This is a genomic window from Pseudomonas sp. W5-36, from assembly GCF_046540455.1.
Taxonomy (GTDB): domain Bacteria; phylum Pseudomonadota; class Gammaproteobacteria; order Pseudomonadales; family Pseudomonadaceae; genus Aquipseudomonas; species Aquipseudomonas graminis_B.
This window is the reverse complement of record NZ_JAXCIQ010000002.1, coordinates 543,518-567,871: the sequence shown is the minus strand read 5'-3', so window position 1 is coordinate 567,871 and position 24,354 is coordinate 543,518. Positions and strand designations below refer to the sequence as shown.

General features: G+C 56.0%; 20 protein-coding genes and 2 pseudogenes. 15 read left to right on the top strand and 7 right to left on the bottom strand.

Features of this window, described 5'->3' with window-relative positions; translation table 11 throughout:
- Positions 1-114: 114 nt before the first annotated feature.
- Complete coding sequence (locus SLW74_RS05545) at positions 115-423, top strand: hypothetical protein (RefSeq protein WP_369318168.1); 309 nt, start codon at positions 115-117, stop codon at positions 421-423.
- Here the strand turns inward: SLW74_RS05545 and SLW74_RS05540 are convergent.
- The 3 genes and pseudogenes from SLW74_RS05540 to SLW74_RS05530 form a co-directional block, all read right to left on the bottom strand.
- A complete protein-coding gene (locus tag SLW74_RS05540) occupies positions 326-526 on the bottom strand; it encodes a hypothetical protein (protein ID WP_369318160.1) in 201 nt (66 codons plus the stop codon). The two genes, SLW74_RS05545 and SLW74_RS05540, sit on opposite strands and share 98 nt — an antisense overlap.
- A gap of 732 nt (positions 527-1,258) precedes the next feature.
- Positions 1,259-2,884, bottom strand: a complete 1,626-nt coding sequence (locus SLW74_RS05535) for a methyl-accepting chemotaxis protein (RefSeq protein ID WP_369317920.1) — start codon at positions 2,882-2,884, stop codon at positions 1,259-1,261.
- Positions 2,885-3,479: 595 nt separating this feature from the next.
- Positions 3,480-3,877: pseudogene (locus SLW74_RS05530) on the bottom strand (transposase); the annotation flags it as partial.
- A gap of 401 nt (positions 3,878-4,278) precedes the next feature.
- Between SLW74_RS05530 and SLW74_RS05525 the strand changes: the two are divergent.
- Positions 4,279-5,076, top strand: a complete 798-nt coding sequence (locus tag SLW74_RS05525; protein ID WP_410928340.1) for a hypothetical protein — start codon at positions 4,279-4,281, stop codon at positions 5,074-5,076.
- Positions 5,077-5,251: 175 nt separating this feature from the next.
- Here the strand turns inward: SLW74_RS05525 and SLW74_RS05520 are convergent, their stop codons facing one another.
- Entirely contained in the window at positions 5,252-6,214 is a 963-nt protein-coding gene (locus SLW74_RS05520) for a tyrosine-type recombinase/integrase (RefSeq protein WP_410928364.1), read from the bottom strand.
- Between the two features lie 1,328 nt (positions 6,215-7,542).
- Positions 7,543-8,418, bottom strand: a complete 876-nt coding sequence (locus tag SLW74_RS05515; protein WP_410928339.1) for a TniQ family protein — start codon at positions 8,416-8,418, stop codon at positions 7,543-7,545.
- 227 nt (positions 8,419-8,645) lie between these two features.
- Here SLW74_RS05515 and SLW74_RS05510 point away from each other — a divergent pair, with 227 nt between their 5' ends.
- The 4 genes and pseudogenes from SLW74_RS05510 (at position 8,646) to SLW74_RS05495 (ending at position 11,437) form a co-directional block, all read left to right on the top strand.
- On the top strand, positions 8,646-9,116 hold the full coding sequence (locus tag SLW74_RS05510) for an antitoxin Xre/MbcA/ParS toxin-binding domain-containing protein (RefSeq protein ID WP_346631328.1): 471 nt from the start codon (positions 8,646-8,648) through the stop codon (positions 9,114-9,116).
- A 667-nt stretch (positions 9,117-9,783) separates the two neighbouring features.
- Positions 9,784-10,542 (top strand): annotated as a pseudogene (locus SLW74_RS05505) (PAS domain-containing protein); the annotation flags it as partial.
- Between the two features lie 48 nt (positions 10,543-10,590).
- Positions 10,591-11,100, top strand: coding sequence for a methyl-accepting chemotaxis protein (locus SLW74_RS05500; protein ID WP_410928363.1), 510 nt, complete (start codon positions 10,591-10,593; stop codon positions 11,098-11,100).
- Positions 11,101-11,170: 70 nt separating this feature from the next.
- Positions 11,171-11,437 (top strand): hypothetical protein, encoded by a 267-nt coding sequence (locus SLW74_RS05495; protein WP_141695145.1) that lies wholly within the window; start codon positions 11,171-11,173, stop codon positions 11,435-11,437.
- A 31-nt stretch (positions 11,438-11,468) separates the two neighbouring features.
- Here SLW74_RS05495 and SLW74_RS05490 read toward each other — a convergent pair whose 3' ends face one another.
- Both SLW74_RS05490 and SLW74_RS05485 read right to left on the bottom strand, forming a co-directional pair.
- Positions 11,469-12,401 (bottom strand): LysR substrate-binding domain-containing protein, encoded by a 933-nt coding sequence (locus SLW74_RS05490; RefSeq protein ID WP_065988071.1) that lies wholly within the window; start codon positions 12,399-12,401, stop codon positions 11,469-11,471.
- 178 nt (positions 12,402-12,579) lie between these two features.
- Positions 12,580-13,503: a DMT family transporter gene (locus SLW74_RS05485; protein WP_369318354.1), complete on the bottom strand. Its 924-nt coding sequence runs from the start codon at positions 13,501-13,503 to the stop codon at positions 12,580-12,582.
- A gap of 156 nt (positions 13,504-13,659) precedes the next feature.
- Here SLW74_RS05485 and gcvA point away from each other — a divergent pair, with 156 nt between their 5' ends.
- The 9 genes from gcvA (at position 13,660) to SLW74_RS05440 (ending at position 24,105) form a co-directional block, all read left to right on the top strand.
- Positions 13,660-14,568 (top strand): transcriptional regulator GcvA, encoded by a 909-nt coding sequence (gene gcvA, locus SLW74_RS05480; protein WP_065988075.1) that lies wholly within the window; start codon positions 13,660-13,662, stop codon positions 14,566-14,568.
- 286 nt (positions 14,569-14,854) lie between these two features.
- Positions 14,855-15,298: a cupin domain-containing protein gene (locus SLW74_RS05475; protein ID WP_410928338.1), complete on the top strand. Its 444-nt coding sequence runs from the start codon at positions 14,855-14,857 to the stop codon at positions 15,296-15,298.
- The gene (locus SLW74_RS05470; RefSeq protein WP_410928337.1) at positions 15,298-16,806 is read left to right on the top strand and encodes a methionine--tRNA ligase; all 1,509 of its coding nucleotides are present in this window, start codon (positions 15,298-15,300) and stop codon (positions 16,804-16,806) included. The genes SLW74_RS05475 and SLW74_RS05470 overlap by 1 nt, the downstream gene beginning before the upstream one ends.
- 20 nt (positions 16,807-16,826) lie before the next feature.
- Positions 16,827-17,951 carry an NAD(P)/FAD-dependent oxidoreductase gene (locus tag SLW74_RS05465; RefSeq protein WP_065988080.1) on the top strand — a complete coding sequence of 375 codons (1,125 nt, stop codon included), beginning with the start codon at positions 16,827-16,829 and terminating at the stop codon, positions 17,949-17,951.
- Entirely contained in the window at positions 17,951-18,895 is a 945-nt protein-coding gene (locus SLW74_RS05460) for an ABC transporter substrate-binding protein (protein WP_410928336.1), read from the top strand. Before SLW74_RS05465 ends, SLW74_RS05460 begins: the two co-directional genes overlap by 1 nt.
- A gap of 54 nt (positions 18,896-18,949) precedes the next feature.
- Entirely contained in the window at positions 18,950-20,308 is a 1,359-nt protein-coding gene (locus SLW74_RS05455; RefSeq protein WP_410928335.1) for a SidA/IucD/PvdA family monooxygenase, read from the top strand.
- Positions 20,305-21,324, top strand: coding sequence for a 2,3-diaminopropionate biosynthesis protein SbnA (gene sbnA / locus SLW74_RS05450; protein WP_065988086.1), 1,020 nt, complete (start codon positions 20,305-20,307; stop codon positions 21,322-21,324). The genes SLW74_RS05455 and sbnA overlap by 4 nt, the downstream gene beginning before the upstream one ends.
- On the top strand, positions 21,317-22,324 hold the full coding sequence (gene sbnB / locus SLW74_RS05445) for a 2,3-diaminopropionate biosynthesis protein SbnB (RefSeq protein ID WP_410928334.1): 1,008 nt from the start codon (positions 21,317-21,319) through the stop codon (positions 22,322-22,324). Before sbnA ends, sbnB begins: the two co-directional genes overlap by 8 nt.
- Positions 22,315-24,105, top strand: a complete 1,791-nt coding sequence (locus tag SLW74_RS05440) for an FAD/NAD(P)-binding protein (protein ID WP_410928333.1) — start codon at positions 22,315-22,317, stop codon at positions 24,103-24,105. Before sbnB ends, SLW74_RS05440 begins: the two co-directional genes overlap by 10 nt.
- Positions 24,106-24,354 lie beyond the last annotated feature (249 nt).

Genomic DNA, 24,354 nt, shown 5'->3' with positions numbered 1-24,354 from the left:
TCTACGTGGTGTACAAGGCCGGACCGGTCTTCAAGGCCGAAGGTGGCGACGACTACAGCGGGGCGAAAGCGTAGGTCGCTGTTGACCCCGATCAGGAACAGGAAAAAAGATCTTATGAGCAATGAGTTTGTAAGCGTTGACGGCACAACCGTAAGAGCCCCGGAAGCGGCGCCGATAGAAAATTTCGAAGGTTTAACAGAAAAGCTCTGCACAGCTTGGCGTGAGCTGATGGATGAGATCATGGCAATAGAGCAACGCGACGACATTCGTGTTTGCCTTGCTCGTGCTGAGAGCTACGCCTTGGCCCTGCTCGACGCTGATCTTATCACTGAGAGTCAAAATACCATGATGGGAGTTGAGCTGGCTGAACGCTCAACGCTGCGTGATTGGGAGCTTCAAAGCCGGGACGGAAGGCGCGGATAGGAAAAAGCTCGATAACTCGATCATCAGCTTCTTGTGTGGGCATGAAGCCAAAGTGGCGCTCATAGAACACGCTCGCGGCCTGGACGTTTCTAACGTAGAGCATCAGGCGATTTAATGATGACTGCATAATCTTTCTTTGATTTGATTTCTACTGAATATTTTCGGCCTCAAATCAACCAATGTCGAGCTTCCGCCTTCAGCAGTAGACGTCGCACCAAGGATATGGATTCTAGGGTGAGAATCCTCAAGCGGTGATCACTATGCCGTGGCTTCTGTAGGTGGTTTGCCCGAACGGTTACGACCTAATTGCAGTAAAAGGATTTTGTGCCATAGTCAAATGGTTAGCAGCTGCTATCGACCAACAAGGAATGATGATGGCAATTTACGTAGCCCCAGGTAACAAGATTGAGAGGGACGGTGGTTCGTTTCAGGAAGTCACCATGAATACCTCCAACCATTCAGTAACGCAACGCTTCGGACGATACTGCACCATTCGAGATCACGAACAGGCACCCGCGACCAGTAAGCCTGGCCGGCATTGGTTACAGATCTATCGCACTCCTGACAATACAGAGTAAAGAAAATCCATGTGTCCCAAGCCCTTGGCTCACGCTGAGGGTTTCTGTCTTATTACACGATCCGCCCTGCTAGAAAAATAATTTGTAGTCTGTTGAATACAGCGATGTAAGCGGATGAGGCGCCACAGGCTGTCCATTTTTGCTAACTCTACAAACCGAGAGCTCATCGCTATACGAATTTGCCAAGCATCTGTTGTCCGCTACCTGAGCAGTTAGTGACTGTCGCAAGCACCGCAACGGAAATAGCACTGACTCGATCAAGTACGAAAGCGCGCAACCATCTGATCCAAATTTGCCGCGAGTTGAGACAGGTCGTTGCTGGCGATGAGAGTCTGACGAGTGCCTTCACTGCTTTGCAGCGCTAAATCACGAATACTGGTCAGCGCCCGATCGACTTCGCGGGCCACGTACGCCTGTTCTTCCGAAGCAGTGGCAATCTGTGTATTTCGGTCGTTGATCATTTGAGCAGAATCGGTGATCAATTCTAGCGACTGGCCCGCTTCGTTGGCCATACTGTGCGTGCTATGAACCTCACGTGTGCTCTCAGCCATAGAATTAACGACCTGGGCGCTTCGGACCTGCATTGAAGAGATCATGTTTTCGATTTCGCCTGTCGAAGTTTGAGTTCGGTGAGCTAGCGCCCTGACTTCGTCGGCGACAACAGCAAAACCGCGACCTTGCTCACCGGCCCGGGCAGCTTCTATAGCGGCGTTAAGGGCTAACAGATTGGTTTGCTCGGCGATTGCTCCGATTACACCCAGTACCTTACTTATATCCTGAGTTTGCCCAGCTAGCTGCTGAACCTGTTCGGACGTCACATCCACACGATCCTTAAGACTCACCATAGCTTTCAAGGTCTCACCAACTTTCATGTTGCCAGCCTGGGCGGCGTGCGTTGACTCCTTGGCCGCCTGCGAGGTTGAGGTTGCGTTGCGCGCGACCTCTTCGACCGCCGCACTCATCTGATTTACCGCAGTGGCGGCTTGTTCGATTTCACTGTTCTGCTGTTGCAATGTGCGGTTTGCGCTCTCGGTGACTGCAGTCATTTCAGTCGATGCAGAGCTGAGTTGTTTAGAGGCATCGGAGATCTCGGTGATGGTATTGCGCAAATTGGCCTGCATGGTGTTCAGAGCCGTCATCAGGCGCGCTGATTCATCGTTACCTGTCACTGTCAGTGAGCTGCGTAGGTCACCCTTTGCGATTTGCTCAGCCAAGGCTAGTGATGCATTGACTGGTCTGACGATGCTATGAGTCAAAGTGATTGCCAACACAATCGTCAGAAAGATTGCAGCGGCGACGACTACTCCTATGACATAGGTACTACGCGTGTATACATCAGATGCCGTTATCCCGGCTTGCGCAGCGCCTTCGGCGTCGTGTTGGCGTAGCAGTGTCAACTGAGCCTGGTAGGCCGATGCGCGTGCGTATTGCTCAGTATTGGCATAGGCAACGGCCTGTTCGTGGCTGACGCTATCCAGCTCCAAAATGCGAGCCAGACCGTCAATAAATTCAGCCATCAATGTGGCTGCGTGTTCAAATGCCGCACGCTGCTGATCATCCTTGATCAGGTTCTGACGGTAGAAATTCGTATGTTCATTGAGGGTGTCACGTGCTTGGGAGATTTGAGCAATGGACGCTTTACGATCTTCAGCATTCGTATCTGCCAACAATCGGATGCTCGCTAAGCGCGCGCTCAGAACGGCTATCTGAATGTCGTCTGTGGTCTGAATACTCTTCAGCCAGTGGGTTTCTATCGCTTGCTCTGCAGCGCGAAGCTTGCCCAATTGGAGGTATGCGAATCCCCCCAAAATCACCACCAGTAGGGTAATCAAGCCGAAACATAGCGACGCTCTTGGGGCGATATTTAGTGATCGAAAATTCATGATAGTAACGCTTCTGGGTTGCCACGGTTGATGGAGGCGTTCTGATATGGGATCGGCCGCTCTTCTGAAACCTTAAGTAAAGTAATCAAGGCAGGCTGTCCTGATTGATCTCTATGCATGAGAGCAACAACAAAGCCAGGTGTCATACAGGCAGGCGGCAGAAGCTGAATCTTGTGGTTGGCTGGGCAAGGAGCCTCGTACAATCGAGAAAAAATGCATTCAGCCGTGACTCAAGCGCTTTCCCAGATTGGGTCTCGTACAAGCTGCTCGATGAGCTGCGGCGGAAAGCTCGGGAATCAAGCATCCGCGATCAGTGTGGTGAAGGTGGGAATTCTCGTTGAGAGGCGCTTTCTGCTAGTTCGCTGATCCACATCAGGTCTCGCTATGGAAAATCGTCGTGCTGACTAGCGGTCGAGCAATCCGGAGCGTGGGTAAATGGCACCCGTGCTTGATGTGGCCATTGGCCCCAGCCGCAGCTTCGAGCCTTGAGGCACCCGGTATAGGGCCCAGCGATGCGTCCAGTTTTCCGAGTTCCCATTCCCTGGAACGACCGAATTTGTACATGCTCATTAGACACGTTCCTCGGCAAACAAGCTGAACGAGCCAGCTTGTCGTGGCGAGTCCCTATTCCTCGTTTCTCTTTCAGCCAGCCAAACATCCGCTCAATGATGTTCCGCTGTGAATACTTTGGGCGATCAAAGAGTCGGGGAAAGCCAGGTGGGTGTCTGCCTGGCATGGCGCGCAGCGGGATCACCGTGTGCAGTTGGTAACGGTCGCAGTAGTGACGCAGGTGTTCTGCGTCATAGCCCTTTTCAGCCGGTAACCAGCGACTACGCTTGCGTGGTCGCCTCGGCTTACCGGGAGTTCGACCTGATCCAACAGCGATTAGGCTTGTGCGATATCGCTGGCTTGCCTCGACGAAAGGATGAAGCGTAAGGAAATGCCATTGGCGTCGCAGACCATGTGGATCTTAGCAGTAAGGCCGCCTCGACTGTGTCTCATGCGCCAATACTTTACTTTTCGTACAAAACCTAATCAAAGTGATGACGCAAGTGATGGGTTGGCATCATAAGAGCCCACAACTAATTCAATAGCTCAGTATCGCGCTAAGCTTTCGAGACCGCCCTTACGTTAAGTCATTGACGATGGCTGAAATTCGACTGGAAAGGCTTGTAAAGGCCCAATTTCAAAGCTGGTACGGGTTCCCGAATAGGGCTCGTAATGCAGCCTCTCGCCTCTTACAATATGGAGATGGCAATTTGCCCCAAAAAATTCTTGCCATGTTGCTACAAGGCTGCCAAGCTGTTAGCTGAAAACGGGATTTAAAGTAAATACTCAGAGCATTTAAATCCGAACTGCGTTTTCTTAGCTACCCTACACACGGAGAAGTCGACATGAACGAAGAGGTTTTGACTAATGATTTTGTAAGATGGAACTGGGAAAGCTCTAACTTTATAACCTCCCAGATTATTCCTGGGTTGAATGACTTCGACAAGTCGACTGGCAATTTCTTTCACCCGCTTATAGATAGCTTTTCCAGTCTGTTCTCTACTATAAACGTGCAGCAATCCAATTTGGTTGCATTTGCTTCAGATTCGGTCGACGTCATCAACCACACGAAATCCATCGTGGACGCGCTCAGCGATGGCGTCATCGACACGGATGAAAATACGCTTATCATTCAATCTCTGGACAGCCTGGGTAAGACATCTGATCACATGAACGGGCTGGTGGCCAGTAGTGCTATTGCTTCCGTAAACTACATTGATGGAACGTTCATTCCCGTACTAGACCATTTGGCAGTTGTGTCTGCGCTGATTGGGGACGAAGTGGGCCTGGGAATAAACGCGTTCATCAGATCATCCGCCACCTACGTATCAAGTGTGACGAAAAACGCTATAGAATCTACTCATGACATTACGAATCTCAGCGCCCTAGTCAAAGAGCTTGGCTCCAGTTATGATGAAAAGACTGGAACGCTTGATATTCTTAGGCTAACCGAGAACATTACAAAGCTGACCGATACCGTAAATACCACTATCGATCATTTTGGCAAATTATTTACGGCTACCCATGCAGTGAGTGGCGATTATACAAAAGACCAAGCTGCATCGGCACACGAGTTAACCCCTATAGCTGTGGTAGGTATTCCGGATCACACTGACATGCTTCCTCACGCGCATGTTTCATAGCACATCTAGGGAAGGTCTGAAGTAGGCGTCTATTCCTGACGCCCTCTTGGCTTGAGGCTCAAAAAACGCTCGCCCAGTCAGAAAACCAGACCTTTTCCGCCGCCCCGCTATGTTTTGCTGGCTGCCTTAATGTAACGTTACCTAAACCTTAACTTTTGCGCGCTGAATACACACCTCAATACTTCACCTTGTAAGTCGGCGAATCCTCCGGTCGGTTCTCTCGCCGATCGTAGATCTTGGTCGTACTGATGTTGGCATGTCCGAGCCAGGTCTGGACCTTGGCGATGTCGGCTTCATGCTCCAGGGCATTGGTGGCCGCGGTGGCCCGGAGTCCGTGCACCCCCAGACCGTCTACCTCGATTCCGGCCTTTTTCGCCCAGGCCGTGACCACGGCATAGATGCCGTTGGCCGTGATCCCGGCGCCGGTCAATTTACCTCGCAGCGGCATGAACAGTGGCACCTTCCGCTCGGCCAGATGATGCCCTGAGCTTTCCAGGTACTGATGAATGCGCCCAGCTGCCACAGGGTGCAACGGCAGGTAGCGCACCTTGCCGCCCTTGCCATGCACCTTCAGGTGCTGGATCCCGCGGCGTTCCTGGATGTCGCTGACCTGCAGCAGCGCCGCTTCTTCACAGCGCAGCCCGTGATAGAGAAGAACAGCCAATATCGCCCGGTCGCGCTGCCCTTTAAGAGTTGCTTCATCCGGCGCCTCGAGCAGCGCTTTCGCCTGGTGATCGCCCAGTGCCGGCGTCTTGCCTTCGTTGCTTTCAATCTTCGGTCGCTTTACCCCGTGCACGGGATTGCCGCCGGCGATCGCGTTGCTCTCCAGGAGGTGATCAAAAAGGCTGGCCAGCGCTGCTAATTTGCGCCGGATCGTGGCTCCGGCCAAACCGCGATGCTCGAGCTGGGCGCGCCAGGCTAAAACATGCGATCGGGTCACCACCCGAAATTCATCGGCCGAAGCCAAACCGACAAAACTACAGAAGTCTTCCAGGTCGTTTTGGTAAGCACGTCGTGTTCGAGGGTTGTCCAGGTTGGCAAACCACTCTACCGCGGCTGGAACCTGGGCCAGTGTCTGAAATTCGACCGAAGTGAGCCTACGCTGCTCGTTTGGTTGGCCTTTCGTCAGTTCCTGCATAGTGCTCTCATAAATGGCTGGCTTGCGATCATTTGCCATGGATTAAGTCACGAAATAAACGCTAAGCGACGTTTATGATCACAAAACAGATGAACGGTAATAATTGGTGATAACCTATTTTATTGGTAGTAATTCAGGTCGACACAGTTCGCTCAGATGTTGATTACCGACATCAGAAAGGGCCGCTTTTGGCTGATAGCAGCTCCCAGGATGCGCTTCACAGGTAACGCTCGTTCGTTGCCGGACCGTTACGTCAGCAGCTAGCCCCTCCATGCGCATCGAGGCAAACGGATACCAGTTCGGGACGCTACAAGCGCACTGGAGATAAGGGATCCAGCATGACGGAGAGCGTTACGAGGTCCATCTCTGTGAATGTTGCTTCTTTCAGGCCCTGGCAAATCTCAAGGAGCAGCGGCGGCAGAACAGATGTGCAGTGATGACCTGGCTGGAATACTCCAGCGATCTTGGCCTCGTTGCCAGGAACGACTTTTTCAAGGAGTTCGGTCGCTAATCTGGGCGACTGGTGGAGCATGTTCGGTTTGGCAGAAGGGTGTGGTCGAGTCCGACCTAGGGGGGGCATATGAAGGGGCACCGAAAGGCCACGACCGACAAGTGGATGCTTCGCGATCAGTTCATCCGGGAGGCCCGGGCCAGTAGCTCCTCTAGGCCCGATGCCGGTCGTTTGTTAGACATTGCGGCACAGACGCTGCTTGATGAACCTGTCGGGATACTCGCTGGAAGCCGGAATGCCGCTGATAAGGAGCGAGAAGTCATATGACTGTTGGCGCCGATGTCGAATTGATCCAGTTACCTAGGTATCGCTGACCCATTTCGTCTTTGGCGAACCGTTGCCTTTGCCGAATTTGTCCAGATTACGAGGGGGGCGGTTGTGCGTGAGCGCATGATCAATTCGGCGTTAGCATCAACAAGCATGGATCTAACGGTCTCTACTACCCGCCTATAGCCGCCAGTTACGGACGGCTCATTTCAACAATCAGCTCCGCTGTGGGATGTGCCCCCCCGGTTTGACGCCTAGTCAACGGCAGAGGCTAATCACACATCTGCTGCGTGGCGCCATAGAAAGGGCTTTGACCCAACCTTGGGACTCAGGCGCTAGCCCTTAGGTTGTTCGATTCTGTAGCCGAGAAGCAATACGCCGAAGGGCTCCTCGTAGCAACAACATTTCGTCTCTTATATGAATGCTGTTCAGTGTCCGAATAGCGTAGATCGGTTGGTTAAACTGATACAGTGAATATCTCATGCTGGTGAACGACGCATCTCTCCAGTTTGAGCTGTTGGCTTCTAAACAAAAATATCCACGGGGTTCTTCATTCATACCCACGAATTTGGCCGGCTTTTACTCTCAGCACTTCCTGCGCTCTCCCACTATCCAGAAGGTCCAAGTAGTGTTCAGATGTCATGCAGCCTATAAAGGCCTCAAGTGGAAACGCGTTGTACGGTACGCCCCCCGAGCTTGAAGGTTTAATTTCTACGCCAAGTTCTCGATTTATGATCTTGGGGACATCTAAATGCATCTGCCGAAGATTTATTTCTTTGGAATATTGTACCCACGTGCTGTCGTGTACTAACCATCCCGCAATATCCGGCTCAACCATCTCACCTCGATAATTCAGCAGGCCTGCGATAAATTTAGCATATTGATGCTCGCGCGAGCTATGGTATTGCTCAAAGCGCTCGTAATTTCTACCACAAAACCCTAGTTTGGCAATTCCATGCTTTCTTATCGGAACGGTACAATAAAGACACTCTTCAAGTAAAGCTGTAGCATGCGTGCTACAGAGCCGTACAAAGGCCTCAACATGTCTCGTGTGTACAAACGCACATCCGTGAGCCTCATAATCTTCCCTCACACAATCAGGGCAGATCCTTGTCCACTTTGCTGGGGTGACATTAATAATTGTTCGCGTACGGCCTAGTGCCGAATACAGGGGGTATAATGTGTTGTTTTTTAGAACGTGTTCTTCGATGTTATATTTAGTAAATAATGGCGGGAATTCGAATTCTGCCTGTTCGCGCCATTCCGTTCGAAGAGTTCTAGAATTTCTGCTTAAACCGGCAGGTCCCCTAGGGGCTGACTTAATATAGAACTCATCAATCGACAAAGGTTGGATACCGAGTAGCTCATTTCCTCGTTTTAGCGCTGAGGCAATGTACTCACCTGGTAGCGGTGAAAAAATTCTCATATCAAGTGCTCGTTGTCAGGCGCGATAGCATATTCGCAACACGTATCATCCTATGTTACCGCACCTGACCATCCCGCTCTCAATAGCTGGTGCTGCCGGAGCGCTTTAGGCACGCATTGCGATCCGCAAGACGAAAACAAGACCAAAGCTGATAAGGTGCTGATCCACGAGCGAACTTCGGTAGAGCAGGCTAAGCTAGAAAAATTGTCTCAATTGAAGCAAAACCGATGGCTACAACATCCGCGTGCTCCCCACGGCATCAACAATCGGCCCCGAAGCCGACTGACTGTCTGACTCAGGCCGATACCGAGCTGCTGAGCGAACTGGAAATTTACCGACTGGTGAAGGAAGGTTTCGTATTGAGGGACGTTGAGACGATGCTCGCGCTTTCGAACCTCTACTCATCAAAACAGGTAGTGGTTCGGATCCTAGGCAAATCCAAGCGTACGATCCGCCGCTTAGGTCTAGTAGAATCATATCGCCTCAATCCCTATCAAAGTTCAGTAGCTTTCCAGTACGCGAAGGCCCTGGAACATGCGATAGCTGTGTTCGGTACACAGAAATGTGCTGAGGAATGGCTTGGCCGACCGTGCAGGCACCTCGCGGACAATCTACCCGTCGATCTCCTCGATAATTCTCTTGGATTTCAGGTCGTTGAAAGCTACTTGGCAAGAATCGAGCTGGGGGTTTATCAGTGATTTCTCACACTGCCGTCCGGAAATTCTCATGAAGCGATTTGGGGAGAGCGCTCAGCGGATTACGGTCGATCGGACACGGGGCTGATTTGATCGAGTTCCCGTGTACTTGGTGGATGACTGCCGCCGTTTTAGTCGGTTTGCTGAAGCCACGTACATCGGGGCGCTCGGCAAAGTACGGTGACTAGGTAGAATTGATCCCTTGGCTGATTCCGATTCCATGAGGCCACGTCCTGCCCTGCGTACAGCTAACTCCGGTGGAACTGAGGTTGAGGCGGGTGATCCGACTCCCGCCTAAGCCTGGTATCGAATGAAAGAGCGCCGAGCAGACGTTTTTTTCTGAATCTGTAGGTGTTTGTGACAACCTTTATTGTTCAGAAAACACCGTCATACTATGACTTCAGAGGGTTTGTGACAGCCTTTATTAATTTTCAGTTGTTTTTTCGCAACTGAAAGCCACGAATTCCGTGGGGGCATGTGACAATCTTTATTCTTTCGATCCATTTTATTGAGCTTCAGAGCAGTCGCAGGTTGTTACCGTGTAGGCAAAGGAGGGCCTACACGCTGGATTAAATGCTTGATCTGTACCAGCCATCAGTATGATGGCCATGTTGCTCAAGGTTTCCCTCGCCGCGTCGATAGCTTCTCAAGTCAATGCGAGCGCCCCTTCATGTTCAATACCCGGTTGAAAAATAGAATCCAGCAATTGGAAAAACAGCTGGGAGCCCTGGAGCAGGTAAAGGCAACTCTGGATCTCGAAACCGTGTCCGTCACTCTGGATGCGGGAGGCGTCATCCTGGAGGTGAATGCTCAGTTCGAGAAAGAGTTGGGATTCACCCAGGCTGAATTGTCCGGGCGTACCCTGCGTGAGTTCAGTCCCTCTGAACTGCAGGGCGACGTCCATCAGCGGCGCGCATTGGATGCAATCGCCGAAGGCAAGCATTACAGCGGTACCTTGCGCCTGTGCAGCCACGACGGTCGACACGTCTGGCTACGAGCAATGGTTATACCTTTCGCGGGTGAGAGTGGGCGTGTCGAACGGATCGTTATGTATTCCAGCGTGCTCACACGAACCATTGAAGCCTCAAGGGAGAACGAAGCGCTGGTGGGAGCGTTGATGCGCTCCACTGCCGTTATCGAGTTCTCCCTGGACGGAGTCGTGCTGACAGCCAATCAGAATTTTCTGAGCGCTATGGGCTATACGCTTCCCCAAATCCTGGGCAAGCACCACCGAATCTTTTGCGTGCCATCCGACGCTCAGTCAGAGGAATACGATCGGTTTTGGCAGACCCTTAGACAGGCATCCTATGTCGCCGGCAGGTTCTGCCGAGTGGATAAATTCGGCAACGAGGTATGGCTGGAGGCTTCCTACAACCCAATCGTGGATGCCAATGGCAAGCTGTACAAAATTGCCAAGTTAGCCACCGTTATTACCGACCAGGTCATCCGCGAGCGCGCTGTCTCCGAGGCGGCCGGCATGGCCCACGGCACCTCGGTTCGAACCAATACCAGCGCACAGCAAGGTCGCGAAGTCATTCAGAACACCGTCACGACCCTCAATACGCTTTCTGCCTTGATGGAGGATGCGGCCCATGGCATCGAAGCACTGGATGCCCAGAGCCAGGAAATCGGCACCATTGTCAAAACCATCGGCAGCATCGCGGACCAGACCAATCTGTTGGCCTTGAACGCGGCGATCGAAGCGGCACGTGCCGGGGAGCAGGGCAGGGGATTCGCTGTGGTCGCCGACGAGGTCAGGAACCTGGCCCTTCGAACCACTAAAGCGACGGCGGAAATCTTCGAGGTCGTGAAAAACAACCAGGTTCTGGCGTCCAGTGCGGTGACCTTGATTGGTAAAAGCAAGCAGCAGGCCGGGGCGGCGCTGGATTTGGCCAGTGAGGCGGACGAGGTGATCAAGGACATTCAGCAAGGTGCCAACAGTGTCGTGGTTGCCGTTGAGCAGTTCTCGGGGCAAGCCGGACAGTAATGACTGTTGTAATGGGTCATGTCTGCACGTCTCAATGACCCCCAGTTAATGCGCGATCCAGGTGATCCTTGTGCTCGATGCTCTCAAGCAATCCATAAACGATCTGCATAAGGTCGACCGGCCCAGACTGGAAGATGAGTGTGACGCGCTGCTCACTCGGATCGAGCAGGGACGAACAGAAGGGACTCTGACTGGCGAGCAGGCCACGCAGCTGTTCTATGATGTCCGTAACGAACGTTCGAGGTGCTTTCGCAGCGGAAGTCAGCGTCGCATGGGCGATCCCTCGGCCAATGTGCCATCGCGCGACTCAGTGGGCATGAGCCGCATGCTTATTTGAAAGATGTTTTCAAAGGGTTGCTCGAACTGAATCAAGCCACCTGGCCCGCGCTTTCAATCTCCCGCGCATGCCCCTTCGCGGTCTTGCCCGCCTGCTGCACGGCCCACTTCATGAATTCCGCAATCGCCCACTCTTCGCGCCGTTCTTTCGCGCAGTACACGAAATAGTCGAACTTGAGCTCCGCCGTCGCGTTGGTGACTTGCACCAGACGTTTACTTTGCAGGGCTTCGGAGGCAAAGACGCTGTTGACCAGTGCAATGCCTTGACCCGCACAGGCCGCACTTATCAACAGGGACTCATCGCCATAACTGGAGCCCTGAATCATCTTGCGATTGCTCATGCCGAACGCGTTCATCCAGACCTTCCAGTAGTTGCGCTCGGTGTCCTGCAGCAGCGGGAAGGTCAGGCAATCCTGCGGGCTCTCGATGTTGCGCTGGGTGCTGAGCAGGCGTGGGCTGCACACGGGTATCAGGTAGGACGACCACAAATGCGTGGCGTGGTTTTCGCAACTGGCTGCCGTTTCACGCTGAATGCAGATGTCCACGTGGCCGTGCTTGAGCTCGGAAAGACCATTACAGATCTGAATCGAGATTTCGACGTTGGGGCAGCGCTCCTTGAAGCCGCTCAGTGCCGGGATCAGCCACGAACTTGCGATGGTGGACGTTGTGCTGATGACCAGACGCGTCTGACGTGGCGCCTTGAGTGCAGCGCGCGACCAGGCTTTTTCGATCACGTCGAAAGTGCCGGCGAGTTCGTCAAACAGACTGCGTCCGCAAGGGGTGAGCTGGATGCCCTTGGCGTCTCGCTCGAACAGGCGCCTGCCAATCTGGTCTTCCAGCCCTTTGATCTGCTGACTGATGGCCGCCGGTGACACGCACAGCTGATCCGCTGCACGTTTCATGCTTCCGGCCTTGCACACCTCAACGAACGTGCGGAGGGCTATCAACGGGATCGCTTTGCTCATCCTGCATACCTCGCCGTGAGAGTGCTGCCCGTGCGCCAGGTGACGGAAAAGCGTCTAGAAGTTGCCATCGGATGAATCCCAAAAGGGTGTTTATCACCCGGCATTGGATATTGTCAGGCGCAGCCGGGCCCGGGCGGGTGCATACCCGGCGTGGAAGTCAGTTGTGGATAACGTGTTTTCAGGTGGTTGCGGCGCTGTCCCGAGCGACCGGTACCGGCTTCGGCTTGCTTTGGCTCAGCACGAACCAGACCGCCAGGCAGATGAGGCCGCCGCCGTAAAGGTGTCCCGCAGAAACCTTTTCACCGAGGAACATCACTCCCCACAGGACGCCGAACGGCGGAATGAGGAAGGTGACGGTCAGCGAACGCACCGGGCCGATATCAGCGATCAAACGGAAGTACAGAATGTAAGCGCACGCCGTGCACACGAAACCAACGGCTGCCAGGGACAGCCAAACGGTCGAGTCGCCCCACGTGGCCGGCGGGTTGACCGTCGCGGAGACGGCGAAGAAGGGCAGCAGGAACAGCGTTGCGCCGATCTGGCTGCCGAAGGCTACGAGCTTGGCGTCCAGTCCTCCCCGGTCGCCGATCCACCGACGGGTCATGAATCCTGCGGCGCCATAGCAACTGGTCGCGACCAGGCAAGCGAGTGCGCCCATGACCACCGACGTGGTGAAAGTCACCGGGCCTGTCGTGGTCAGTAACGTTATCCCCAGCAAACCGAGAAACACGCCGACGGCTTTTTTGGGCGTCAACGAATCATTGAAAAACACAGCGCCAATTAACACGCCCATCAATGGCGTGGTCGCGTTCAGGATGGCGGAATAACCCGCGGGTAATAACAGGGCCGCCATGCTGTACATCAAAAAGGGAATGCCGGAATTGATAATGCCGAGGATCAAGGTGGATTTGAACTTGCCGTTGAACTCATGGCGGGTTCTGAAGATGGTCAGAATAACCATTAACCCGATGGCGCCAAGCAACACCCGAAAGAAGGCGGTCGGCAACGCACCCAGTACCGGGGCGGCAACGCGCATGAAGAGAAAACTGGCGCCCCAGATGGCGGCCAGAACGATCAGTCGAACACAGTCGGACACTTTCATCGTGTTTCCTTTCTTGATCCCTATCACTGATACGCCGACCGAAACGTTGTTGATTGACGCTCGTCGAGTTCGGGTGTGATGATTTGAGCAGTGTCTGAAGTGGTGCTCAAGCGAGCTTTTCTTAAGCACATTAGATTTTCTTAACCGAGGTCAGGCATGAAATTCCCGCCCCTGCACGCGCTGTTGTGTTTTGAAGCGACGGGGCGCCACGCCAGCATGAAAGGCGCGGCCGGTGAGCTGTTTGTGACCCCTGCGGCCATTAGCCAACAGATCGCCAAGCTCGAGAAAGCCGTTGGCGTCACGCTGTTCATCCGCAACACCAAACGCCTGGAGCTGACTGCCGAGGGCAAGATCTACCTGCGGGCCATTCGCCCCGCACTTGGGCAGATATCCGACGCCACCCAGCGTCTGATGAGCGACAACGGCCCCAATACAATCACTGTCAGCTGCACCAGCGGCTTTGCGATGCAATGGCTGCTGCCCCGCCTGCCTGATTTCCAGGCCATCTGCCCCGGCATCGAGGTGCTGATCAGCACCACAAACAGGCTGGTTGATTTGCTCGGCGACGGCGTTGACTTCGCCGTGCGCCATGGCCTCGGCCGTTATCCCGGTCTGGAAGTGGAGATGCTGATCAACGACCGACTGCAGCCTGTCTGCAGCCCTTCCTTGCTGCCGGACTCCCGGTACCTTTCGTCGCCCATTGACCTGAAAAGCTACACCCTGTTGCACGACGAACACCGCGAAGACTGGGCGTTATGGCTCCGTGCGGTGGGTATCGAAGATGGCGAGGCCGCCGTTCACAAGGGCTCGGTTTTCGTGGATTCCAACGGGGTCATCGAGGCTGCACTGGCGGGAATGGGCATTGCGCTGGTGCGCCGTTCGCTGATTCGAGAAGAGCTGGCGTCCGGCCGACTGGTGGTGCCGTTTCGCGCGACGATCGACACGCCGATTGCCTATTACCTGGTTTACGACGAGACAGCCATTCTCCCCAAGTCCAGCAAGCAGTTTCGTGACTGGCTAGTGTCCCAGGCCACCGTCAGTCAGCGTGAATTCACCACGCGATAGTTTGCGTTCACGTTCCCCGACACAGTGTTGATTAGTTATCAGGGCAGTTAAGTCCTGCTTCAGTGTCCGTGGGTGATACACCCGTACGGGTAAAACTGATCAACGTGTTGATTATAAAAACAATTAAGCCTAGACCCGTTAAGTCAGACTTAACCGCTGATTGCGGATTTCTAGTTTGCCCCGCCACTCACTTTTCTTCAGTTTATTCCTTAGCTAATACGCGCCCGTCAGCTCAGCCTGGCGCCGATAAAACAGCGAGCAGGATGCTCCGGCTGAAGGAAAACCCATGACTGATTTCGATATTTTTCGTCCCATGGCGTGGGACAAACTGGTTCATGAATATGACTTGGATGGCGCAAGGCTGCTGCCGTGGAGTGGCTATCCGACGCCCATCGGCGGCGGCTGGTGTGTCGTGCGGCCCCACACCAAATCCTTGTCCCACACGCAGATAGACCAGGAATTCTTTATCGGCATCAAAGGGACCGCACAGCTGATCGTCGGGGATCGAACGTACCCGTTCACCATGGGCGACATTGCTGCCATTCCCAAACACACCGATCACTATGTATTCAACGACACTGACGAAGACTTCCACTTCTACGTCGTATGGTGGGATCGCGAATCCGCCAATCGCTTCCTCGATGAAGACGCCCGGCAGGCCGTGGCCGCCAATGAGTTCGCCCTGCACAAAGCGACGGTTCATGACGTGTCCGATCAGAGGGCGTCGTGATGGGCAAGTTGCTGGTTACGATCACGCCGCCGACCCCCAATGGTGATTTACACATTGGTCATATGGCGGGGCCTTTTCTGGCAGCGGACATCTATACCCGGGCCCAACGCCAACGCGGTCACGATTGCACCCTCGTCTCATACTCCGATGACTATCAATCCTACATGCTGCGGCGAGGAATCGAGCTGGACCAGGCGCCTCAAACACTGGCGCTGGAGAACACTGACAAGATCAACGACACGCTTGAGAAGATGGGCATCCAGGTGGATTTCTGGATGCGCCCGTTCGGCAACAGTTACTTCAAGAACGCCGTGGAGGAGATGTACGAGTACGCGGTGAAGGCGGGGGCCATTTACAAAAAAGTCAGCCCGGAACCGTATTGCGAGCACTGTGATAAGTGGGGCTACGAAGCCTTCGGGCGGGGCAATTGTGATCACTGTGGCTCAGACTCGGATGCCAGCCAGTGCGAAGAATGCGCCCATACCCCCAATGCCTCGAAGATGAGTAACTTCCGCTGCAAATTATGCGCGGCGCCTATGATCTGGCGGCCGATAGAGCGTGAGTTTCTGGCGCTGTCGAACTTCCGTAACCACCTCAAAAGCACATTCGAACATACGCCGCTGCGGCCTTTCATTCGCCGCTTTCTGGAGGAAGAATTCGACATCGGCCCGGCGGACTGGGGCATAACCCGTCCCTACGACGGCGGACTGGATCTCAAGCCCGATGGCAGCCGGCGCATACACACCTGGGTCATGGGCCTGTCCGGTTACCTGGCGGCCTTCCGCGAATACCTCAATGAACACAAGCTTGCGCCGTGGGAGTACGACGAATACTGCCGCTCCGGTAAAGGCCGGCTGGTGCACTTTCTGGGTTACGACTGCGCCTTTAGCCACATGATGGTTTACCCCTCGCTGCTGCAGACCATGCACGGCTATCGCCTGCGCCAGACCTTCTACACCAACCAGTTTCTGACCTTGAACGGCAAGAACCTTTCCACCAGTCGCAACTATGCGATCTGGGCGCGGGCCCTGGTGGCAGACGCCTGCACCGACAGCGCACGCTTCTATCTGGCGCTGATCGCGCCGGAGCAGGACACGGATGATTTCGATGTCGAGAAGTTCTCCGCCTGGCGTGAGCAAACCTTCAACGAGGTGCTGGTCAAGCTGGCCGCCCAGGCCGAGCGCGAACGGGTGGACGGCGACAGCCTGAAAGTCAGTGCGGCGGACGCGGCGGCCCTCAAGATTCTGGTTGCGCGCTGGTTCGAAGTGACGTCGGTGGATCACTTCAGCATGAAGGGCCTCGCGGTGCTGCTGTCGGACATCATCAACGCCGCCCGTGATCGGCAGACCCTCGGCAAGCGGATTCTGCCGTACATGGCCCTGATCGGTGCCATCGGCGCACCCGTGTTCCCGGACTTGGCGAAACAGATCCTGCGCTATTGCCGTTTTACTGAAAACGAAGTCCTGCAGCAGCTGGTGTATGTCAGTGCGGTCGAGTACGAAATCTGACCGAGAGGCGGGCGACGACGATGAAAACTTCATTTGATGTGATCGTGATCGGAGCCGGCATCATGGGCGCTTCGATCGCAGCGGCACTGGTTGAAAGCGGCCTCGATGTGGCGCTGATGGAGAAAGGCATCGCTGGCGCCCAGGGCGCAACGCGGGACACGGGCGGCATCGTTCGCGGTCTGGAGCTGGACGCCACGTTGCGTCCCTTGACTCGCCGCGGATCACTTTACGGCAATCCAGGCATCGTCCACGGCCTCTATGAGAGCGCACTGAATCGCAGTGGCGTCGCTTACATCGCCAGCGCCGAAGTGTGTGGGCAATACCTGGAAGCGGTGGACAGCGATGGCTGCGAAAGCATTGAGCTGCACGCGTCTGTCGACGCGCTGGATAACGGGCGTTTCTCGCCGTTTTGTGTCGGCGAATGCCTGCTTATTGAACGCAATGGCGGCACGGTCGATGCTCGCGTCGCGGTGTCGAATCTATGCCGCTACGTCAGTGAAAAAGCGACGTACCTCGATCACCTGGCCGTCGACCGCTGCGTCGAACTGGACGGCTATGTTCAGGTTCATGCCGGCAAGCTGTGCCTGGAAGCGACATGGGTCGTTGATGCCTGCGGTGCCAGTGGCCCGATGCCCCGGCCGCACAACGCCGTGCACGCGCGGACGATTCCGTTCACGCGCTTCGGCTGCGACCAGGCCCCGAGCATGCCGATCATTACTCACCACCTGAATACCTACCTGCTCCCGCTGGGACGCAATCTCGTGCAAGTGGGCGGCCAGCGGCGCCAGCGCGCAGAACATGCGGATCAGCTGAACATGGCGCCGCTGGATAACGAGCAAGACGTCATGGACCGAGTGTCTCGTCTCGGCTACGACAGGCACCACAGTCTGCCGGTGGTCACGCAGGTGGGCTGGGACGCGTACACCGAAGACGGCCGCCCCGTGATTGGCCGTTCCAGCGCCAAGAGCCACCTGTTTCTCGCCACCGGGTTTTGCGGCATCGGCTTCAAAATGGCACCGAATGTTGCCGAGCTGCTGGCGCTCGAGCTGGGTGGTTTGATGTCCGGTGTGTCGATGGACGAGGCTTACCGATCGGTCATGGAAGCGTTCCGCCCTTCGCGGTTCGCCGAGGTGGCGTTGTCATGATGCGCCTGGGTATCTGCGCGGCACTCGACGTTGGCACCACGCTGCACGCGCGCGGTTTCTTGCGCAGCGTGTACCTGTCCAGCCACCTGTTCCCCCATGTGCGACGCGCGCGACATTTTTACTTTGATGACGGCGCGAGCGCGGAGGGCGGCCGTGCGGCGGCAAGGCATTTCATCGACGCGAAGGTGGATGCTGTGATTGGTCACTTCGCCTCGGACTCTGCCGCCGCTGCGGCAGAAAGTTATGCACAGGCCGGCATTCCGCTGATCTTGCCAGCATCCACCTGTGCAGCGTTGACCGGCGTTGGGAAAACCACGTTTCGCCTTTGTGCCTCTGATCGACTCTTGGCAACGTGCCTGATCGAATTCGCCGAATCTGAAGGGCTGCGCCGCCTCGCTGTGTTCACTGATCCGAGCCTGCACGGGCGCCAGCAGATGCACGAACTTCACGCAGCGGCGACGTTATCCACAGTCGATCTGGTGGGCGATGTGAATAATGCCGATGCCCTGGTTTTCTGCGGGCGATTGAAAGCAAGCCGGCAGTTCCTTGTGGATAACCGTGCTGCTGGCTGTGGATTGCCGATCTTCTTCACCGACGATGCCGCGTCTCCTGCGCTGGTGGATGGAATGGCGCAAACCGGCACGGTGTACGTCATCAGCTTTCCGATCGCGGGCGACTTGGCCGAGGCGCAGTCATTCGATGCGACTTATCAACAGATCTATTTCGAACAGGCGCCGGTATACGCCGTCGAGACGCTTGCAGCGTTTGCCCTGGTGGACCGAGCCGCCGCTGATGAGCGCGGACTGCTGGACGCACTGCGCCTTGATCACTTTGCCACACCTGCCGGCCCGGTCAGTTTCAGCGACGGGGAGAACGATTACGCCCGGGTGTCGCTGTGGGTCTACACCGACGAGCATGTCCATGAGCGGCGGCTGCTGTGTTGAAGCGTCCTGCCCAAAAGCTCGCCACATCTTTTGCAACTTTCAGGAAGAATGACCATGACTCAGTATGAAATCGAAGGTGTGCGTGAAACGCTGGACGTCGTCTCGATCGGCTTCGGCCCGGCCGGTATCGCACTGGCCTGTGCGCTGGAGGATGAGGCGGAAGATTGCGGCCGAAAGCCTTTCCAGCGCGTGCGCTTCTTCGAAAAAGGGCGTGATTCAACCTGGCATGGCGCGTTTCTGCTGGCGGGCACCGACATCAACCACCATGTCTTTCGAGACCTGGTGACGCCGCGCAATCCGCGCAGCCGCTTTTCCTTCGCCATGTACCTGAAGGAAAAGGGTCGTCTGCATAAATTCGGCTTGCTCGGGCGTCCGGCCAGCCGGGTGGAATGGTCTGACTACATCGCCTGGGTCGCCGCACAACTCAAGGACTACGTTGCCTACGACGAAGGCGTGCTCGACGTGTTGCCGGTGGCGGAAAAGGGCATCTTGAAGGGCGTTGATGTCGTCACTGCAAAAGGCACCTATCGCACCAAGCGGCTGGTGCTTTCCCACGGCAGCCTGCCCCGGATACCGGAGCCGTTCAGCGCGCATCTCGGCGGTCGTGTCTTTCACACGTCCCGGTACCTGAAAAACATACACCTCGGCGGCGGTCCCATCGCGCAGCGGTGGCTGGTGCTGGGCTCGGGTCAAAGCGCGGGGGAGGCGGTCACCCACCTGCTCGGCGCCGCGCCCACCACGCAGGTGCATTCGGTGCACCGCGGCGTGGGTTTCAAGGTGGGACAGCTCGGGCAGTTTCCCAACATGGCCTTCCTGCCAGAGCACATCGACTATTTCCACGACCTTGAGCCCGGCAGACGCAGCCGGGTATTCGAAGAGATCCGGTCGACCAATTACGCAGGCATCGATGTCGACGAGAGTCAGGCGCTTTACTCCTTCCTGTACGAAGGCGAGGTGACGGGACACCGACGTCTGAATCTGCATGCGTGGTCCGAAGTGGCCTCGGTGGAAAAAGTGGGCGATGCCTATTCGGTGGTGCTGCTTGACAGCAATACCGGCGTTGAAACTGTGCTGTATGTCGACGGCATTGTCCTGGGTACCGGCTACGAGCAGCTCGCCGTGCCACCGCTGCTGACCCTGCTGCAACCCTGGCTGGTCCGCGATGAGGACGGCACGCTTGCAGTCGACCGTTATTACCGGGTTGCCTTGCAGCACAGCGAAGGCGTGCAGATTTTGGCGAACGGCACATCGGAAAAAACCCACGGCATCAGCGACGCCCAGTCGTTTTCCATGGTTGCCTTACGGGCGCAGCACCTGACCGATGCGCTGCTGGCGACCCAACCCCGGCAGCACGCGCCGCGGGTGACCATGCCGGGCTACACCCGGCCCGCACCCGTCGAGGCGCGGCCATGAATTTCATCTCCCACATCGTTGGCGATTCGAACTTCGTCAGGGTAAAAGGCCTGGGTTTTGAAAACCTGCATCTGAAGCTCGAGTCCTGCAACCCTGCCGGCTCGATCAAGATGAAGACAGCCATCGGCCTGATCGACTCCTTTACCGAGCGCCGACTTATCCACAAGGACACGGTGCTGATCGAATCTTCGTCCGGAAATCTCGGCGTGGCGCTGGCAATGATCTGCGCCGAGCGCGGCTACACCTTCTGCTGTGTCGTTGACCCCAACACCAACCTGCACAACATCAAGATGATGGAAGCCTTTGGTGCGCAGATCGTTATCGTCACCGAGCGCGATGACAACGACGGCTATCTGGGCACGCGCATTCGTTACATTCGCGATGCCGTAGCCCGCGATCCCCGGCATCTGTGGCTTAACCAGTACAGCAATCCGGCCAACGCCAAGACCCATGAACACACCACGGCGCGGTCGATTCATATCGCCTTTCCGGCATTGGATTACTTGGTGGTCGGCGCCGGAACGACCGGCACCTTGATGGGCTGTGTGCAGTATTTCCGCAAGCATTCGCCGCGCACCAAGATCATCGCGGTAGACAGCGTTGGTTCGGTGACTTTCGGTCAGGCGACCGGCCCGCGCTTCATTCCAGGACTCGGCTCCAGCCAGACGCCGCCGATCTTCCGCGCCCACCACCTGCACAAGCAGCAAGTGGTGGATGAGCGCGCCACCGTCGCCATGTGTCGCTGGCTGGCGAAATCCAATGGCGTGCTGGCGGGCGGTTCTACCGGGACCGTGGTGGCCGGGCTGGCAGCACCCTCGCTGGGAATTCCCAAAGACGCCGTTGTCGTGGCGATATCACCGGACGCCGGCGAGCGCTATCTGGAGACCATCTACAACGATGAGTGGGTCATGCAGAAGTTCGGGCGCGCAGAGTTGACCGCGCTGGGTTCGCAGCCGATCACTCGGTATCTGAAGCAGTACGTTCACACCTTCGAGGGAGAAGCGCTGAATGTCTGACTTCCATGTGATCCCCGGCGCTGTCATCAAAGACATCCTCGACAGCCACGCCCACGACATGGTGCGGCGCATCGAGCAGGTGTATCTGCAGCACCATGACGGCCAGACGCTCAACCCGGACAGCTACTTTCTGCGTTTCCCTCAACAACCTGCCAACCGGATCATCGCGCTGCCAGCGGCGCTGGAGGGAGAGGACGCCGTGGCCGGGATCAAGTGGATCTCCAGCTTCCCCGGCAACGTCGCGCAGCAGAAACCGAGGGCATCAGCCGTGGTCATCCTCAACGACCCTAACACCGGCTATCCCTATGCGTGCCTGGAAGGGGCACAAATCAGCGCGGTGCGCACGGCAGCGTCGGCGGTGTCAGGCGCTTACTGGCTCAACGGTCAGTCACGCAAGGCCGCGTCCGTAGGGTTTATCGGTGCCGGAGTGATTGCCCGCAACATCGCCCGAATGCTCTGCGTCGAAGGGTGGGACATCGGCCACGCCGTTGTGCATGATTTCGACGTAGCGTCTGCGGATGCTCTGACTGGCTTCATCGAAAAAAACGACTTATGCACAGCCCGCACCGGGTCATTGGAGGAAGCGCTCGCGGCAAATCTGGTGATCTTCGCTACGACGGCTGGCGAGCCCTACGTCAAACCGCCAATGGCGTTTCGTGCCGGGCAGGTCGTGCTGAACATTTCGTTGCGGGACATCGCGCCGCAGTTGCTGCTGGAGGCGAACAACCTCTGTGACGACATCGAGCACTGTATGAAGGCCAATACGTCGCCGCACCTGGCTGAGCAACTCACCGGCGGACGCGCTTTCATGAACGGCACGCTGGCTGGCCTCATCCGCGGCGAGGTCGAGCTTGATCCCGCAAAGCCCTCGATTTTCTCGCCGTTCGGCTTGGGCGTACTCGACCTGGCGCTGAGCAAATTCATCGTTGACACCGCGCTGGCTGACTCCCGTGGCGTGGCTATTGAATCGTTCTTCGGAGAAACCCTGAGATGGAACTGAGCGCAGCGCTGGCGGCCGAAAAGTTATCCCCAGGTGCGGAAAAGCCTGGTATCAGCATCGGTATCGTCGGGTGTGGCTCACGCGGCCTTACGGTGCTGGAGCGTATCTGTGCGCTGGCGGTCAATACGGCCCGGCGCATCGAAGTAAACGTATTTGACCCCCAGGCACCGGGGCCGGGCTTACATGCCGTCGATCAACCTGAATACCTGATGCTCAACACCGTTGCCTCGCAGATCTCGATGTTTCCGGACACGGCCGCACTGGACGGAAAAGTGGGACGCCAAGGACCCGACTTCTACGAATGGTGCCTGCGTTTTAAATCTGCAGCGCGCAGCGTACAGCCCAATGAGTTCCTGCCACGGAGCTGGCTGGGGGAATATCTGGCGTGGACTTACAAGGAAGTCATTCGCAGTCTGCCGACAAACGTGCGCGTCATTCACCATCCTCACGCTGTGGATAACATTGAACATACAGATATGGGCCGGTTTGTTCTGTCCACAGCCGAGGCAGAGCGCTCTGTGGATTGGTTGGCGATCACAGTAGGACATGCGCGTCAGTTGCGGGATGAGCATAGAGAGCTGCCCACAGACCGACACTCTGATTCGCGCGGTGTTGAGTTATCCACAGAAGCGGTTGGCATCGAAGGAGTAGGCTTGACCGCCATGGACGTTGTGGCCGGTCTGACGGTCGGACGCGGAGGCCAATTCAGCAAACGGGCGGAAGGCTTGCACTACGAGCCCAGTGGACAAGAGCCGCGTATCTATTTGTTCTCGCGCAGCGGTCTGCCGTACCGCACACGACCGGACATCGTGCCCCATCGGACTTCGAATGCGGCGCTGATTTTTACACTGTCGGCTGTCGCTGATCTGCGAACGGAAAACCCTGCCGGACTGGATTTCGAGCAGCAGGTCCTTCCGTTGATCAAAGCTGAAATGGTCGCGGAATACTTCGGAATGATCGCCTCTCAAAAGAGCGAATCGGCAGTAAGGATCAGGGCGGAAATTGCGCGAGCGTATGACTCAGGCCAGCTTGAAGCGGTGTCCGCTGAAATGGCATCACGTTTTCAAGCGCCGCCACTAGACGAGGCTGTGTATAACCCCCATGTGCCAAGCATTGACGCATTGGATTATCCCCAGGTCATGCGCGCATTTATTGAAAGCGACATTGCGCAGAGCTGTTTAGGGCTCGATGCAAGCCCTATCAAAGCCGCGATTGAAGTGTGGAGAAGTTGTCGTGAGCAGCTGCGTCGGGTTGTGGATAACCGCGGGCTGACCAGCATTTCACGCAGTGTCTTCTTCGAAAAGTATGCGCCCCATGTCAATAGAATGGTGGCCGGGCCGCAGAAGGAACGTCATCAGGAGCTGCTAGCCTTGGCCGACGCGGGGGTTGTCCACTGGGTGCGACATTCTCAAGTTATCCACAGTGATGACGGAGCACGGACCGCAGTGCTTCTCGCTGGCAATCTGACTGTTCCCTTAAACAGAATTATCAAGGCCCACGTCAGTACCCCCTGTGACGTATCGTCGCTGCCAACGATCCTTCGCTCGTTAGAACGCAACGGAATTATCCACAGCCTGAGCGAGAACGGTGAGGGCGTGCTGGTCGACAGCGAAGGCAAAGCACAGCCCAATCTGTGGATAACCGGCCCTCTTGTCGAAGGCTCTACTTATTACAACCACTACGTCCCGTCCTCGGGCAGCTACTCCCGGGCCTTCGTCGACGCCGACCGAACCGCCCGCGAGATGTTGGGGTTGAATGTGGAAGTCAGGGCAATAGTTTGAGCGCCGTCTTCGCAGTAACAGCGACTAACCGTGAAAAGAGGCCTTGATTCAATAAACCCATGTCCATATAGTTTTTTCACTAGCCACGGGATACGCGGGTGCATGCACCTCCCCCCGAGGACAGACGAAGTAACAAGAACCCCACCTCACGGTGGGGTTTTTTTTGAGGTCGGCATTGTACTTTCGAGCCCTGGGATGCGCGCTGCCTACTGTTCCACGGTTACAAAATTGCTGGCTCATTGATCGGGC

Coding starts and splice junctions, on each gene's coding strand:
- SLW74_RS05545 (WP_369318168.1), top strand. CDS start 115: ATGAGCAATGAGTTTGTAAGCGTTGACGGCACAACCGTAAGAGCCCCG.
- SLW74_RS05540 (WP_369318160.1), bottom strand. CDS start 526: ATGCTCTACGTTAGAAACGTCCAGGCCGCGAGCGTGTTCTATGAGCGC.
- SLW74_RS05535 (WP_369317920.1), bottom strand. CDS start 2,884: ATGAATTTTCGATCACTAAATATCGCCCCAAGAGCGTCGCTATGTTTC.
- SLW74_RS05525 (WP_410928340.1), top strand. CDS start 4,279: ATGAACGAAGAGGTTTTGACTAATGATTTTGTAAGATGGAACTGGGAA.
- SLW74_RS05520 (WP_410928364.1), bottom strand. CDS start 6,214: ATGCAGGAACTGACGAAAGGCCAACCAAACGAGCAGCGTAGGCTCACT.
- SLW74_RS05515 (WP_410928339.1), bottom strand. CDS start 8,418: ATGAGAATTTTTTCACCGCTACCAGGTGAGTACATTGCCTCAGCGCTA.
- SLW74_RS05510 (WP_346631328.1), top strand. CDS start 8,646: ATGGCTACAACATCCGCGTGCTCCCCACGGCATCAACAATCGGCCCCG.
- SLW74_RS05500 (WP_410928363.1), top strand. CDS start 10,591: ATGGCCCACGGCACCTCGGTTCGAACCAATACCAGCGCACAGCAAGGT.
- SLW74_RS05490 (WP_065988071.1), bottom strand. CDS start 12,401: ATGAGCAAAGCGATCCCGTTGATAGCCCTCCGCACGTTCGTTGAGGTG.
- SLW74_RS05485 (WP_369318354.1), bottom strand. CDS start 13,503: ATGAAAGTGTCCGACTGTGTTCGACTGATCGTTCTGGCCGCCATCTGG.
- gcvA (WP_065988075.1), top strand. CDS start 13,660: ATGAAATTCCCGCCCCTGCACGCGCTGTTGTGTTTTGAAGCGACGGGG.
- SLW74_RS05475 (WP_410928338.1), top strand. CDS start 14,855: ATGACTGATTTCGATATTTTTCGTCCCATGGCGTGGGACAAACTGGTT.
- SLW74_RS05470 (WP_410928337.1), top strand. CDS start 15,298: ATGGGCAAGTTGCTGGTTACGATCACGCCGCCGACCCCCAATGGTGAT.
- SLW74_RS05465 (WP_065988080.1), top strand. CDS start 16,827: ATGAAAACTTCATTTGATGTGATCGTGATCGGAGCCGGCATCATGGGC.
- SLW74_RS05460 (WP_410928336.1), top strand. CDS start 17,951: ATGCGCCTGGGTATCTGCGCGGCACTCGACGTTGGCACCACGCTGCAC.
- SLW74_RS05455 (WP_410928335.1), top strand. CDS start 18,950: ATGACTCAGTATGAAATCGAAGGTGTGCGTGAAACGCTGGACGTCGTC.
- sbnA (WP_065988086.1), top strand. CDS start 20,305: ATGAATTTCATCTCCCACATCGTTGGCGATTCGAACTTCGTCAGGGTA.
- sbnB (WP_410928334.1), top strand. CDS start 21,317: ATGTCTGACTTCCATGTGATCCCCGGCGCTGTCATCAAAGACATCCTC.
- SLW74_RS05440 (WP_410928333.1), top strand. CDS start 22,315: ATGGAACTGAGCGCAGCGCTGGCGGCCGAAAAGTTATCCCCAGGTGCG.